This is a genomic window from Pseudomonas sp. PMCC200344 (assembly GCF_030053095.1).
In the GTDB taxonomy this organism is placed as follows: Bacteria; Pseudomonadota; Gammaproteobacteria; order Pseudomonadales; family Pseudomonadaceae; genus Aquipseudomonas; species Aquipseudomonas svalbardensis.
In genome coordinates this window covers 1,626,521-1,639,361 of record NZ_CP125618.1, presented here as the reverse complement: position 1 = coordinate 1,639,361, position 12,841 = coordinate 1,626,521, and the positions used below count along the sequence as shown (strand labels likewise).

16 protein-coding genes are annotated in these 12,841 nt (G+C 60.7%); 7 read left to right on the top strand and 9 right to left on the bottom strand.

Features of this window, described 5'->3' with window-relative positions:
- Positions 1 to 11 precede the first annotated feature (11 nt).
- Complete coding sequence (locus QFW87_RS07470; RefSeq protein WP_046046095.1) at positions 12 to 788, bottom strand: class II glutamine amidotransferase; 777 nt, start codon at positions 786 to 788, stop codon at positions 12 to 14.
- A gap of 32 nt (positions 789 to 820) precedes the next feature.
- Entirely contained in the window at positions 821 to 1,318 is a 498-nt protein-coding gene (locus QFW87_RS07465) for an MFS transporter (protein ID WP_283190164.1), read from the bottom strand.
- A gap of 99 nt (positions 1,319 to 1,417) precedes the next feature.
- On the opposite strand from QFW87_RS07465, the gene QFW87_RS07460 reads away from it, so the two are divergent.
- Positions 1,418 to 3,472, top strand: a complete 2,055-nt coding sequence (locus QFW87_RS07460; RefSeq protein ID WP_283190163.1) for a S9 family peptidase — start codon at positions 1,418 to 1,420, stop codon at positions 3,470 to 3,472.
- Between the two features lie 224 nt (positions 3,473 to 3,696).
- Positions 3,697 to 4,170, top strand: coding sequence for a cyclic nucleotide-binding domain-containing protein (locus QFW87_RS07455; RefSeq protein ID WP_076031549.1), 474 nt, complete (start codon positions 3,697 to 3,699; stop codon positions 4,168 to 4,170).
- On the opposite strand, the gene QFW87_RS07450 is transcribed toward QFW87_RS07455, so the two are convergent.
- On the bottom strand, positions 4,167 to 4,457 hold the full coding sequence (locus tag QFW87_RS07450) for a hypothetical protein (protein WP_283183421.1): 291 nt from the start codon (positions 4,455 to 4,457) through the stop codon (positions 4,167 to 4,169). The genes QFW87_RS07455 and QFW87_RS07450 overlap by 4 nt on opposite strands.
- Before the next feature lie 98 nt (positions 4,458 to 4,555).
- On the opposite strand from QFW87_RS07450, the gene QFW87_RS07445 reads away from it, so the two are divergent.
- The 4 genes from QFW87_RS07445 to QFW87_RS07430 all read left to right on the top strand — a co-directional run bounded on the left by QFW87_RS07445 (position 4,556) and on the right by QFW87_RS07430 (position 6,829).
- Positions 4,556 to 5,242: a spermidine synthase gene (locus QFW87_RS07445; protein ID WP_007898703.1), complete on the top strand. Its 687-nt coding sequence runs from the start codon at positions 4,556 to 4,558 to the stop codon at positions 5,240 to 5,242.
- A 49-nt stretch (positions 5,243 to 5,291) separates the two neighbouring features.
- A complete protein-coding gene (locus tag QFW87_RS07440) occupies positions 5,292 to 5,666 on the top strand; it encodes a YajD family HNH nuclease (protein ID WP_149417732.1) in 375 nt (124 codons plus the stop codon).
- Positions 5,667 to 5,888: 222 nt separating this feature from the next.
- Positions 5,889 to 6,359, top strand: coding sequence for an RNA methyltransferase (locus QFW87_RS07435; protein WP_283190162.1), 471 nt, complete (start codon positions 5,889 to 5,891; stop codon positions 6,357 to 6,359).
- Positions 6,360 to 6,451: 92 nt separating this feature from the next.
- Positions 6,452 to 6,829 carry a DUF2892 domain-containing protein gene (locus QFW87_RS07430; protein ID WP_283190161.1) on the top strand — a complete coding sequence of 126 codons (378 nt, stop codon included), beginning with the start codon at positions 6,452 to 6,454 and terminating at the stop codon, positions 6,827 to 6,829.
- 101 nt (positions 6,830 to 6,930) lie between these two features.
- Here QFW87_RS07430 and QFW87_RS07425 read toward each other — a convergent pair whose 3' ends face one another.
- Together QFW87_RS07425 and QFW87_RS07420 are read right to left on the bottom strand one after the other, a co-directional pair.
- The gene (locus QFW87_RS07425; protein ID WP_283190160.1) at positions 6,931 to 8,160 is read right to left on the bottom strand and encodes a hypothetical protein; all 1,230 of its coding nucleotides are present in this window, start codon (positions 8,158 to 8,160) and stop codon (positions 6,931 to 6,933) included.
- A gap of 36 nt (positions 8,161 to 8,196) precedes the next feature.
- The gene (locus tag QFW87_RS07420; protein WP_007898698.1) at positions 8,197 to 8,646 is read right to left on the bottom strand and encodes a YcgN family cysteine cluster protein; all 450 of its coding nucleotides are present in this window, start codon (positions 8,644 to 8,646) and stop codon (positions 8,197 to 8,199) included.
- Positions 8,647 to 8,811: 165 nt separating this feature from the next.
- Between QFW87_RS07420 and QFW87_RS07415 the strand changes: the two genes are divergently transcribed.
- The gene (locus QFW87_RS07415) at positions 8,812 to 9,405 is read left to right on the top strand and encodes a nitroreductase family protein (protein WP_033054040.1); all 594 of its coding nucleotides are present in this window, start codon (positions 8,812 to 8,814) and stop codon (positions 9,403 to 9,405) included.
- 124 nt (positions 9,406 to 9,529) lie between these two features.
- On the opposite strand, the gene QFW87_RS07410 is transcribed toward QFW87_RS07415, so the two are convergent.
- From QFW87_RS07410 to QFW87_RS07395, 4 genes are all read right to left on the bottom strand, one after another.
- Positions 9,530 to 10,462 carry a D-2-hydroxyacid dehydrogenase gene (locus QFW87_RS07410; RefSeq protein ID WP_283183415.1) on the bottom strand — a complete coding sequence of 311 codons (933 nt, stop codon included), beginning with the start codon at positions 10,460 to 10,462 and terminating at the stop codon, positions 9,530 to 9,532.
- A gap of 120 nt (positions 10,463 to 10,582) precedes the next feature.
- Positions 10,583 to 10,876, bottom strand: coding sequence for a YcgL domain-containing protein (locus tag QFW87_RS07405; RefSeq protein WP_007898694.1), 294 nt, complete (start codon positions 10,874 to 10,876; stop codon positions 10,583 to 10,585).
- Positions 10,873 to 12,006, bottom strand: coding sequence for a ribonuclease D (gene rnd / locus QFW87_RS07400; RefSeq protein WP_283183414.1), 1,134 nt, complete (start codon positions 12,004 to 12,006; stop codon positions 10,873 to 10,875). Before rnd ends, QFW87_RS07405 begins: the two co-directional genes overlap by 4 nt.
- A 123-nt stretch (positions 12,007 to 12,129) precedes the next feature.
- The gene (locus tag QFW87_RS07395; RefSeq protein ID WP_283183413.1) at positions 12,130 to 12,792 is read right to left on the bottom strand and encodes a class I SAM-dependent methyltransferase; all 663 of its coding nucleotides are present in this window, start codon (positions 12,790 to 12,792) and stop codon (positions 12,130 to 12,132) included.
- Between the last annotated feature and the right edge of the window lie 49 nt (positions 12,793 to 12,841).

Sequence of the window (12,841 nt, the reverse complement as noted above, 5' to 3'; positions counted from 1 at the left end):
GAGGGCAATCCTTATTCGGTCTTGCCTTGGCTGACGCATTCGCCGCGTCGCCAGAGGCTCCATTGGCCCGGTTCGTAGCGGGTCCAGGTTTCGTTTTCGGTCAAGGGTTCGGTGGCGATCACCGTGACCACGTCGTTAGGCGTAGTTTCGGCCTGGAAATCGACGATCACATCGACGTCCTTCAAGCGCGCCGGGCCAAAGGGTGCACGACGAGTGATTTGCGCCAGTTTGGTCGAGCAATAGCAGAACAACCAATCGCCATCGCTGAGCAGGCAGTTGAATACGCCTTTGCTGCGGTATTCGGCGCAAGCGGCCACCAGGTCTGGCAGCAGCTCTTCGACCTCTACCGGTTCCGGGAACGCTGCGCGCACGCGGTTGAGCAAATCGCAGAACGCCGCTTCGCTGTCGGTATCGCCGACGGGGCGGTAAAAACTCTTGATCGGTTGAAACTCCGCGAGCTGGCCGTTGTGGGCGAAACACCAGTTGCGCCCCCACAGCTCACGCACAAACGGATGGGTATTGGACAGGCAGACCTTGCCGACATTGGCCTGGCGGATGTGCCCGATCACCACTTCGCTCTTGATCGGATAGCGCTGCACCAGGTTCGCGACTTCGGACTCACAGCTCGCCGCCGGGTCCTGAAACAGGCGCAGGCCACGGCCCTCGTAAAAGGCGATGCCCCAGCCGTCACGGTGCGGACCGGTGCGGCCGCCGCGCTGCATCAGCCCGGTGAAGCTGAACACGATATCGGTCGGCACATTGGCGCTCATGCCCAATAACTCACACATGCTCGGATTCTCGATGAAAGGCAGGGGCAAGGTTACAGACGCGGTTCGACCCGCAATCGCTGAGGGTTGCTCGGCACCGGTGGACGACCGTAACGATCATCGCCCGCCCCGCCGAATGGTTGATCTTCTTCTGCTTCATCGGCCCGGGTCGCAGCCTTGGCAGCGGCAGCCTGTTCCTTGCGAGCGTTGGACGCCCGTTCAATAGGGAACCGGATCGCCACGAACACCAGGTAAATGCCGAAGGCGATCATGCCGTACATGAACAGGTCGGACACCGCGCGCCAGGCGTTGTTGCCGACCTTGAACAATAGATCCAGGGCAGTAATGGCGATGGCCGGAGCGACCTTTTCCTTCACCGGATCAATGATGGTCGGGCTGAACAGCAACACGGCAACCAATAGCCGTAACGGCTCACGCAGCCAGCGCCACATCCAGCGGGTGATACGCATCCACACCAACAGGCAGCCCAAAGCGGCAAAGGCGTAGAGGCCCCAAGCGATCAGATAGTCGTTCTCGGTCATGGTGTCCATGGCAAGGCAGGCAAAGAGGCGCTTATAGTAACGACTTTTCGCACGTCAGGCTTGCCCGCCGTCTGCGAACCCTATTTCGTAAACGCTCGAGAGTCCTTCATGCCCCTATCCGTCAACGTTTCCGACGCTCCCATTGCCCGCAAGGCCGAAGGCGACGACCCGTATGCCTGGCTGCAGGAGCGCGACACCGACGCGGTGCTCGACTACCTGAAAGCGGAAAACCGCTACCAAGAGGCGCAAACCGCCGATCAGGCCGGGTTGCGTGAAACCCTGTTCGAAGAGATCAAGGCCCGGATTCTCGAAACCGACCTGTCCTTGCCCTCCCCTTGGGGTCCGTACCTGTATTACACCCGCACCACGGCCGGTGATGAATATGCCCGTCACTACCGCTGCCCGCGCCCTGCCGATGACAGCCTGCAGCTTGACGAAAGCCAGGAACAGCTGCTGCTGGACCCGAATGCACTGGCCAAAGGCGGCTTCTTTTCCCTGGGCGCGTTCAGTATCAGCCCGGACCACCAGCGTCTGGCTTATAGCATCGACGCCACGGGCGATGAGATTTTCACGCTGTTCGTGAAGGAATTATCCAGCAGCCGTGTCAGCGAACTGGAATTCCAGGATTGCGACGGCAGCATGACCTGGGCCAATGACAGCCTGACGCTGTTCTTCGGCGAGCTCGACGACACCCATCGCCCGCACAAACTGTTCCGCTATCGGCTGGACGGTACGGCGGCCGAAGAAGTGTTCCATGAGCCGGACGGTCGATTCTTCATGCATTGCTACCGCTCCAGTTCCGAGCAGCAATTGCTGCTGTCCCTCGGCAGCAAGACCACCAGCGAAGTCTGGGTTCTCGACGCGTTCCAGCCGCAGCAGGCTTTTACCTGCATCGCACCGAGGGTTGAAGACCATGAGTACGACGTCGACCACGGCGCGCTCGACGGTCAATGGACCTGGTTCATTCGCACCAACCGCGACGGCATCAACTTTGCTCTTTACCACGCCGTAGACACCGGCATGGCACCGACCGAGGCCGACTGGCAGAACCTGATCCCCCACAGCGACACGGTGATGATCGAAGGCATGAGCCTGAACGCCGGGGCCATGACCCTGAGCCTGCGTGAAGGTGGCTTGCCGATCATCGAAGTTCATCCGCAAGACCTGCCGAGCTACCGCGTGCAATTACCGGATGCGGCCTACAGCCTGCACGTGCAGAACAGTCTGGAGTTCGTCAGCGACAAGATCCGTCTGCGCTACGAAGCGCTGAACCGTCCGGCGCAAATCCGCCAACTGGTATTGGGCAGCGGCGAGCAGAAAGTCCTCAAGGAAACCCCGGTGCTCGGTCCGTTCGACGCCGATGCCTATGTCAGTCAGCGCCTGTGGGCGACCGCACCGGACGGTACGAAAGTGCCGATCAGCCTCGTCGTCAAACGCGAAGCACTCGGCAAGCCGACGCCGCTTTATCTGTACGGTTATGGCGCCTACGGTGAAAGCCTCGACCCGTGGTTCTCCCACGCTCGTTTGAGTCTGCTGGATCGTGGCGTGGCGTTCGCCATCGCTCACGTGCGTGGCGGCGGTGAACTGGGCGAAGCCTGGTATCGCGCTGGCAAGCAGGAACACAAACACAACACCTTCAGCGACTTCATCGCCTGCGCCGAACACCTGATCGCCAATGGTTTCACTGCTTCACAGCAACTGGCGATCAGCGGTGGCAGCGCCGGTGGTCTGCTGATCGGCGCGGTGCTCAATCAGCGGCCGGAGTTGTTTGCTGCTGCGATTGCCGAAGTGCCGTTCGTCGACGTGCTGAACACCATGCTCGACCCGGATCTGCCGTTGACCGTCACCGAATATGACGAGTGGGGCAACCCTGAAGAACCGGACGTCTATGAGCGGATCAAGGCCTACGCCCCGTACGAAAACGTCACCGCACAAGCTTATCCGGCGACCCTGGTGATTGCCGGCTACAACGACAGCCGCGTGCAGTACTGGGAAGCGGCCAAGTGGGTGGCGAAATTACGCGCGACCAAAACCGACACCAATCCTCTGTTACTCAAGACCGAATTGGGTGCCGGGCACGGCGGGATGAGCGGTCGTTATCAGGGATTACGTGACGTAGCACTCGAATACGCATTTGTTTTCAAGGTTTTGGGCATCGCCTGAGGAACTTGGCCCGGCGTGTCGGTCTTAAGACCAGACACCGGGCCCGAGACGACACAACTCCACTGTGGGAGCGAGCCTGCTCGCGAAAGCGGTCGATCAGTCGACATTGATGTTGAATGTGCTGGCCTCTTCGTCGGAACGCCGCCCGGAGCAGGCTCGCTCCCACAGGGGATTGGGGACGTCCAGAAAACCGGAACCAGACACAAGAAAAAGACCGTGACGACATGTCAGAACCGACCTTACTCAACAACGAAATTCGCGACTGGCTGATGGACTGTGGCCTGTTCGATCAACTGCTGCCGGCGGACTTCGCCACGGCCTCGGGCTACTTCAGCATTAGCACCATTGCTCAGGGCGAAGAGATTTTCCATGAGGGTGATGCCGGCAGCTTCATGTGCATCATCCACACCGGCCAGGTGGCGGTGCAGAAAACCAACAGCGACGGGCACCTGGTGACCATGGCAACGTTACGCAGCGGCCGGGCGTTCGGCGAAATGGCCGTACTCGACGGCGAACGCCGCTCGGCCAGTTGCGTGGCCGCGAGCAATTGTCAGTTGCTCAATCTGGGCAAGGACTCGTTGGAAAAGATGCTCAACGATGCGCCGAAAATCGCCGCCAAAATCATCCGCGCCCTCGCCGTCTCCCTCTCCAAACGCTTGCGCATGGCCGATGGGCAACTGCTCTCGCAGCAGGTTTAACCGCCGGGTGATTTGGCTTTCGACGGGTTTTGCTCCAGCCCCGGCAGTGGCTGGTCCTTGGTGGGCGGGCTAGGCATTTCAATAGGCACCAACGGCGGACCGCCACTGCCGGGGCCAACCTTGGGTGCGCTGGTCGGGGTGATTTGCGGGTACGGTGTCGGTGTCGCGGTGCCGGGCGAGCCGGGCAGCGGCGCAGGGCTGGTCGGAATGGTTTGCAACTGCTGGGCCTGCACTGCAGTTATCGAGAGCGCGGCCAAGGTAATGACCGTTAGAATGGTGCGCTTCATCAATGGCTCCGTTGGCCTTGTTGTCTTTTTGCAGGCTACTCCCAACTGCGCGTGTTTGCCTTCCCCCTCTTATGCCAATTTCTCTTCAAGTGAGTCCCATGAAACGTTTCGTTCTGCTCGACACCACTCCAATTCCTGAAAATGGCGGTGCCTTGTGCCTGTTCGAATACGGCGAGGATTTCGTCATCAAGATCCAGGGCGGCGACGGCGGGCAACTGATGAACACCCGCATGCACGGCTCGGAAGACGCTCTGGCGGAGATCCCGTGCCGTAAAGTGGCTGGCCGGCCGAATTCGCGCGTGCTGATCGGCGGCCTGGGCATGGGCTTCACCCTCGCCTCGGCCCTCAAGCATCTGGGCAAGACCGCTGAAGTGGTGGTCGCCGAACTGGTGCCGGGCGTGGTGGAGTGGAACCGTGGACCGCTCGGCGAGAAAGCCGGGAACCCGCTGCTTGACCCGCGCACCGTCATTCGCATGGAAGACGTGGCCAAAGTCCTGCAGGCCGAGCCGCAAGGTTTTGACGCGATCATGCTCGACGTCGACAACGGCCCCGAAGGCCTGACCCAGAAGGCCAACAGCTGGCTCTACTCCGCTGGTGGCCTGAGTGCCTGCGCCAAGGCCCTGCGGCCTAAAGGCGTGCTGGCCGTCTGGTCCGCGAGCGCTGACCGACAGTTTTCCGACAAACTGAAGAAGGCCGGCTTCAAGGCCGAGGAAGTCCAGGTCTTCGCCCACGGCAACAAAGGCACCCGCCACACCATCTGGATTGCCGAGAAGCTCAAGGGCTGAGCTAAACTGCGTTTGTTACCGTCATTAGTCTTTTTACAAAGGTGAACCCATGAGTTCGTCAACACCTGCGACCAACACGTCGAAACTGGACCGCATCCTCGCTGACAACCAGCGCGACAAGGAAATGGGTTACCGCGACAAGGCCCTGAAAATGTACCCGCACGTGTGTGGCCGCTGCGCCCGTGAGTTTTCCGGCAAGCGCCTGAGCGAACTGACCGTGCACCACCGCGACCACAACCACGACAACAACCCTCAGGACGGCTCGAACTGGGAATTGTTGTGCCTGTATTGCCACGACAATGAACACTCGCGGTACACCGACCAGCAGTACTTTGATGAAGGCTCACTGAGCTCGCCGAAAATCGCCAAGGCGACGCATAACCCGTTTGCGGCGTTGGCGGGTTTGATGAAGAAAGACGAATAATATCTGCAGCGCCTCGACCGGCCCCTTCGCGAGCAGGCTCGCTCCCACAGGGGATTTTCTGTGAACACAACATTTGTGAACACTCAGGATCCACTGTGGGAGCGAGCCGGCTCCGGGCGGCGTTCCGACGAAGGCGGCCGACCAGACACCACCAATCTCAAACCGAACACCCCTCCCCCAATCCCCGTATAATCGCCGTTTTTTCCCCGAAGGCACCCGCTCGTGGCAGACAAACGGTACAGCTGCATTGGTTTGTTTAACCCCAAATCACCGGAGAACGTCGGTTCGGTGATGCGCGCCGCTGGCTGTTATGGCGTGGCGTCCGTGTTCTACACCGGCAAACGTTATGAACGCGCCGCCGACTTCGTCACCGACACCAAGCGCGTCCACTACGACATTCCGCTGATCGGCATCGACGACCTGAAAAAAATCCTGCCGCTGGGCTGCGTTCCGGTCGCTGTGGAACTGGTGGACGGCGCCCGTTCGCTGCCGGAATACACGCACCCGGACCGCGCGCTGTACATCTTCGGCCCGGAAGACGGCTCGCTGGATAAAGAGATTCGCGACTGGTGCGAAGACGTGGTCTACATCCCGACCACCGGTTGCATGAACCTGGCAGCCACCGTCAACGTCGTGCTCTATGACCGCATGTCCAAGGGGCTCAACACCCGCTCCGGGGCGAAATTTCGCTGATTCAGCGTACATTCGATGGAACAAGCCGCCCGCCTCGGCAGTCAGCTTAAGTATCTATTCCTGAAGCAGCTATTCCCGACTGGAGACAGATCATGAGCGAACTCAAACGCGTAGAACGCATCGAATCCACCCCGTTCCAGACTCACACTGAGCAGAACGTGCAGGGTTGGGAACGTATCGGTTCCCTGGCCGGCGGCGTGGTGATGGTCGGCAAGGGCCTGCGTCGCGGTGGTCTGTTCGGCTTGATTCAAGTGGCGATCGGCGGTGTAGCCCTGGCGCGTGGTATTACCGGGCACAGTTCGGCGAAAAGCCTGCTGGAGAAAAGCCGTCAGGACATGAACAACGTAAGGGCGAAGATTCAGCGGGCGGGTGAAGAGTTGAACCGGTTGAAGGCGAATGCCGAAGCGGCGACCAATACCGCTACCGTGACCGGTAATGATTCGTTGCAGTCGCCTAAAACCGGGGTTTGATCCGGGATTTTCATTGAGGCTTAGGGCCCCTTCGCGAGCAGGCTCGCTCCCACATTGGAATGCGGTCACCTGTGGGAGCGAGCCTGCTCGCGAAGGCGGTGCTACTGCAGTAATTCGGTATCGAGGACTTGGGAAGATTCACCAATGATGCTTTCCGCAAGCTGAACAAATTCCTTGGTATCCACGCTCTCCAGATGCATCGCCCCGCGCAACACATCATCCAGCGAACGCTTGTTGCGGGTCTTCAGGCGGATTTCGCGGTCCAGTTCCTGCAATAACACGACCGCTTTCGACACCTGCGCCGGGCTGACCTGCTCAGCGCGCAAGGTCGTGACGTTCTGGCTGTCCTTGGCCAGCTTCTTCTGCAAACTCTCATACCGCTCATCACTCATGCCGCCGGCGCGGCGCACCAGTTCGATGGCGTAATACTCGGCAAATCCTTCGCTGATCCAGTCACTGCGCTGCTGGTCGTTGATCCGTCCGAACACCTGCGCCAACTCCCGCACCAGCGCACTGCTGCCGCTTTCGCTGACCAGCGGCAGACGCGTGTTCAGATAGATCGATTCGCGAGCGCCGAGACTGCCACGCCACATCGGGTCGTTGGCGCCGACAATCAGCAGTTTGACGGGATGACGGGGATACACCGCCTGCACTTGCGGCCAGACAAAAGTCAGCAGCGTCAGCACATCCATGCGGCGCATGCCCTGGCCCTGAGGTGAGGCGACGGTGACCTCGGTTTCCCCAAGCCGCGTGCGACGGCTGCCGAGGTGGCCGGCGAGCATCCAGCCGGTGGGCCGGTCGAACAAGCGAGAAACGTTATCGACCCGGAATTTGTTCTTGCCGATTCGCGGCCAGGCGGTTTCAACGCTTTTCCAGCCGGTGGGCAATTCGAATTCAAGGCGTGAAACCAACTCAATGCCGTCCTGCTGATCGAGTTTGGCCGCCGGTACCAGATCGTCGCCGCGCATCAGCGCCCAAGTTGGCGTCATGCGTGTATCGAAGCTGCCGCTCTTGCGGCCGTGGCTGATGCGTACGCGGTAAGTCAGGCTGGCCTTGTCGGCGGCCGGACGCCACACACCACGGGCCTGCTTGCCCGGCGTGAGCTGCCATTGGCCGTCGGCTTTGAAATCGCTGTAGTGGCTGCCATCGCCCAGGTCGAAATCCAGACTGCGTACCGCCGAACCCTGAGCCAGGGTCAACCGCACTTCGGCTTGATCGCTTTGCGGCAACAGGCGCACGTGGTAATCCAGATCAACCTTCTTCGCCGCCCACGCGGGCGAACCCAGGACTAATAGTCCAAGGGTCAACGCCAGCCGCAATCCCACAGCCATACACACTCCTTCGTGAAACGTTAATACGCTTGGCGTTTAACCCGCCCGGAAAATCAGATGGTCTTCCCAATCGTCTTCGGCCACGCTGCCTTCGGCGAGCATGCGCCCGGACTGGGAAATTCGCTCGTGGTGCACCGCATCGCGATCACCGCACACCAGATGGTGCCAGAGCGGCAGGTCCTTGCCTTCGCTGACCAGTCGATAGCCGCAGGTCGGTGGCAACCATTTGAATTCGTCAGCCTTGCCCGGTGTGAGCTGGATGCAGTCGGGGACGAAATCGCGGCGGTTCGGGTAATCGGTGCACTGACAGGTTTTCAGGTCCAGCAGTTTGCAGGCGATACGCGTGTAATAGACGCTGTTGTCGTCTTCATCTTCGAGCTTTTGCAGGCAGCACAGGCCACAGCCGTCGCACAGCGATTCCCATTCCTCTTGATCGAGTTGATCGAGGGTTTTGCGTATCCAGAACGGTTCGACTTTGGCGGCCATGGCTCAAGCATCAACATCAGGTGGTGAAAAGGCCGCCAGTCTAGTGCCAAGGCCCTTGTGGGCCAAGCGTTGGCGACTGCCGGTAGAACGAGCTTGTCAGTTATTGCGCCGCCCAGTAGGGTTTTGCGTCGCCCCTCACCTTCAAACGTAGCAAGGAATCTCCTGATGAGTGCTAATCCACGCGTTGCCGACTATGCCATCCACCCTCAGTTCACCGACCGCTGGTCGCCCCGCGCCTTCACCGGCGAAGCGATCTCCGAAGAAACCCTGCTGAGCTTCTTCGAAGCTGCACGTTGGGCGCCATCGGCCTACAACTCGCAGCCTTGGCGGTTTCTGTATGCGCGTCGCGACACGCCGAACTGGGAGCGCTATCTGGGGCTGTTGAACGAATTCAACCGCAGCTGGGCGCAACACGCCTCGGCATTGGTGATCGTGATCTCGAAAACCACCTTCGCGGTGCCTGGCGCCACTGAAGAAACCCCGGCCTTGTGGCACACCTTCGACACCGGTTCCGCTTGGGGCCATCTGGCGTTGCAAGCGAGCATCAGCGGCTGGCACACCCACGGCATGGCCGGTTTCGACCAGGACCTGACCCGCAAGGAGCTGAACATTCCTGAGGGTTATGCGCTGCACGCGGCGGTGGCGGTGGGCAAACTGGGCGACAAGGCGACGCTGGCGGACTACCTGCAAGCGCGTGAAGAGCCAAGCCCGCGTCGTCCGCTGAGCGAGTTGGCGGCTGAAGGCGACTTCACTCTCTAAGCCACACTGCAAAAAATGTGGGAGCGAGCCTGCTCGCGAAGGGGCCGTCACATTCAACGCCAATGTTGAGTGTGAGACCGCTTTCGCGAGCAGGCTCGCTCCCACAATTTGATCGGGGGTGGATTCAATACCCGCGATTGAAATCCACTTCCCCGCGCAACGCCTCACCTGCCTGATACGCCCGCAGGTTCTCGACGAACAGATTCACCATCATCGGTGGCGAGGTCGGTGCCGAGCTGTGGCCAGTCAGCAGCAAGCCCCAAGCGGTCCAGAACGGATGACGTTGCGGCAGCGGCTCCTGACGGCAGACGTCGATCACCGCACCGGCCAGATGCCCCTCTTTCAAAGCTTCCACCAAGTCCGCATCAACCACTGCCACGCCGCGCCCGACGTTGATGAACAACCCGGTCGGCTTGAACTGCTTGAACAGCGCCGCGTCGTACAGGTCGTGGGTGTTCGGCGTATTGGGCAGCAGATTGATCACGTAATCCACTTCACCCACCAGACGCGGCAAATCAGCCAGCGCCCCGACTTCGACAAACGGCGCCTGCTCGCGGGCTTCGCTGGCGATGCCGTACAACTTGACGCCAAACGGCACGAGGAACTGCGCCACGGTCTGCCCGATGTCACCGGTGCCAACGATCAACACTTTGCGGCCGGCCAGGCTTTGGCCCTGGCGACTGTCCCACTTGCGCTCGACCTGGCTGACCAGCCGCGGCAGCACTTCGCGCTCGTGGCCGAGCATGTAGGTCAGCACGTATTCGGCCATGACCTGACCGAAAATGCCCACCGCCCGAGTCAGGCGATAGTGCCGAGGCAAGCCGTCGGCCAGCAGCGGCGTAATGCCCGCCCAGGTCGATTGCAGCCATTGTGGCTCGTGGCCCTGACGCAGCAAGGTCGCCAGCAGGTCCGGCTGACCGAGCCAGATCGGACAATCAGCGGCCTGGCTGGCCAGTTCGGCGGAGTCGCCGCTGGTCAGCACTTCCAGGTCGGGCGCTGCTTGACGCAACAGCTGGGCGTATACCGGGTGGTCGTGTTCAGCAATCAGAACGCGCATGGTTCAAACCTTTCAAAAACAGAGCAGACGGCCGCCGACGGAGTATCGCTCCATCGCCCTGGCCATCGCCAAAATCATTCCAGTGTTTCATACAGGCTCTGAACAGAGCCTGTCTGCCGGTCACATCGGGTCGTTGCGGCGCAGCAATTCCTCCGGCAAGTGTTCGATGTATTCGTCTTCGGCCGGCGGCATTTGCAAGTGGTAACCCTGCTTCTCAAGGTTTTCCAGCACCACGGTGATGTCCTCGCGCGACAGTTTGCGCTCGGGGGTCAGCACCAGGTCGAAGGCGTGATGCGGTTTGCCGAAGGCGGCCATCAGACTTTCCGGGACGCGCTCCAGTGCATCGCTTTTGAGCACATAGAGGTACATCTCGTTTTTTTTCAGGCTTCGATAAATGGAGCAAATACGTTTCAAGGCTGTTCTCCGGCGGTGGCCAGGCTGTCGAGCAGCGCCTGGCCCATCAATTCGCGGCGCCAGCCACGCAGCGAATCAGGCAATTGGTAAGGACCGTTGGGATAGCCGCTCTTGAGCAGCGATTCCAGGGTTTTCTTGCGCAGCATCAGCTCCGGCGCAATGTTCAGGCGCTCGGCTTCGACCTGGCCGATCGCACGCAGCTGTTTGACCAGGGCGGCGGCGTCCACCGGCAAAGGCTCCGGCACCGCAGGCGGCCATTGATCAGGCGACACACTGCCAGAGCGCTTGATCAGATCAAGCAGAAATTCGCCGTCCTGACGCACGGTACGCGGGTGCATGTCTTCGATTTTCGCCAACGCGCCGAGGTTGTCCGGCTGAGTCCGCGCCAGCGGCCACAGGGAATGCTCACGCACGATGCGGTTGCGCGGCAGATCACGGGCACGGGCTTCGCGCTCGCGCCAGGCGCACAGTTCACGCAACACGGCGAGTTGGGCGCGGGAGAGCTTCCAGGCCAGCTTGGCTTCGCGATAGACCTCATACGGATCAACTTCGCGACGCAGGTTGGCCACCAGCTCGGCGCCGTCTTCCAGGACCCAGGCGTACTTGTCGTCAGACAGTTTCGGACGAAGCTGTACGAAAACTTCCGCCAGGTGCAAGGCATCTTCGGCGGCGTAGCTGATTTGGGTGTCGGAAAGCGGACGTTGCAGCCAGTCGGAACGGGTCTCGCCCTTGGGCAGGTCGATGCCGAGCACTTCCTGCACCAGCCGCGAATAGCCCATGGAAAAACCGAGGTTCAGGTAAGCGGCGGCCAACTGAGTATCGAACAACGGCGCCGGCAGGCTGCCGGTCAGGCGCAGCAGGACTTCGAGGTCTTCGCTGCACGCATGGACGACTTTGACCACCGCCGGATTTTCCAGCAACGCGGCCAGCGGCTGCCAGTTATCGATGCTCAGTGGATCAATCAGGTAAGCGCGTACGCCATCGCCGATCTGCAGCAGGCCTGCAATCGGATAAAAGGTGTCGACCCGCATGAATTCGGTGTCGAGGGCAACGAATGGCAGCTGCTGCCACTCGGCGCAAAACTGACCGAGGCTATCGTTGTCGCGAATCCAGTGAATATCGATGGCCACACGGCTCTCCCTTGAAGAATGGCGCGCAGTATATATCGCCCCCGGCAATTTCCGCGCATCCACTGAACAAGAGCTTTAGCGAAAATGCCTGCCAAACAGCAAGAAATGTCTGACAAGCGGAGACTAGCCGGCCTTACGCAGTACGTAGACGCGCATCCGCGCACAGCCGGGCAGGAAGTCCTGATGACTGAGCAAGCGCAAACCTGCGCGCTGGAACTCGGCTTCCACGTCGGCCTTGCTGGCCAACGGTCGGGCCGGAACGCCCTGTGCATCCGTGCGCCGGCCTTTGAAATGAGCATCGACCCGTACCGCCACAATCACCGTATCGCGACTGACCCGATGGAACTCCTTAAGCATGGCCAGGCGATGGTCGGGGCTGGTGAGGTGTTGAAACAGCTGCATGCAAAAAATGCAGTCAACCGCATTCGCCGACAAGCCGATGGTGAACGCTGAACTCTGAAAGGTCTTGACCCGTTTCAGCAGGTTCTGCGGATGATGGGTGCGGGCATGATCGAGTATGTCCTGCGACGGGTCGGCCGCGAGGATCACCCGGTTGGCATGCTCGGCCAGTACCGGCCAGAAGCGCCCGACACCACAAGCCAAATCGAGAACCAGGCCCGGCTCGCCGGCAACCTTGAGCGCGTTGCGCACCAGTTGCTCGTCACGCCAGAACGTCAACCGCCCGGCCAGGCCACGCGGTCGCGGCTGAAGACAGACGCGGGCGTGCTCCTGATCGTAGCGCCGGGCGATCTCAAGCTCGATGGCGGATGGGGGCTGAGCGGACATGTGCAATGGTTCTCGGGGGGAAGCTCTAACCGGCCGCAGGTTAGCGACC

Excerpts from the sequence above, each read along its gene's own strand:
- QFW87_RS07470 (WP_046046095.1), bottom strand. The coding sequence starts at position 788 with ATGTGTGAGTTATTGGGCATGAGCGCCAATGTGCCGACCGATATCGTG.
- QFW87_RS07455 (WP_076031549.1), top strand. The coding sequence starts at position 3,697 with ATGTCAGAACCGACCTTACTCAACAACGAAATTCGCGACTGGCTGATG.
- QFW87_RS07395 (WP_283183413.1), bottom strand. The coding sequence starts at position 12,792 with ATGTCCGCTCAGCCCCCATCCGCCATCGAGCTTGAGATCGCCCGGCGC.
- QFW87_RS07460 (WP_283190163.1), top strand. The coding sequence starts at position 1,418 with ATGCCCCTATCCGTCAACGTTTCCGACGCTCCCATTGCCCGCAAGGCC.
- QFW87_RS07445 (WP_007898703.1), top strand. The coding sequence starts at position 4,556 with ATGAAACGTTTCGTTCTGCTCGACACCACTCCAATTCCTGAAAATGGC.
- QFW87_RS07465 (WP_283190164.1), bottom strand. The coding sequence starts at position 1,318 with ATGGACACCATGACCGAGAACGACTATCTGATCGCTTGGGGCCTCTAC.
- QFW87_RS07420 (WP_007898698.1), bottom strand. The coding sequence starts at position 8,646 with ATGGCCGCCAAAGTCGAACCGTTCTGGATACGCAAAACCCTCGATCAA.
- QFW87_RS07450 (WP_283183421.1), bottom strand. The coding sequence starts at position 4,457 with ATGAAGCGCACCATTCTAACGGTCATTACCTTGGCCGCGCTCTCGATA.
- QFW87_RS07425 (WP_283190160.1), bottom strand. The coding sequence starts at position 8,160 with ATGGCTGTGGGATTGCGGCTGGCGTTGACCCTTGGACTATTAGTCCTG.
- QFW87_RS07415 (WP_033054040.1), top strand. The coding sequence starts at position 8,812 with ATGAGTGCTAATCCACGCGTTGCCGACTATGCCATCCACCCTCAGTTC.
- QFW87_RS07430 (WP_283190161.1), top strand. The coding sequence starts at position 6,452 with ATGAGCGAACTCAAACGCGTAGAACGCATCGAATCCACCCCGTTCCAG.
- QFW87_RS07440 (WP_149417732.1), top strand. The coding sequence starts at position 5,292 with ATGAGTTCGTCAACACCTGCGACCAACACGTCGAAACTGGACCGCATC.
- QFW87_RS07410 (WP_283183415.1), bottom strand. The coding sequence starts at position 10,462 with ATGCGCGTTCTGATTGCTGAACACGACCACCCGGTATACGCCCAGCTG.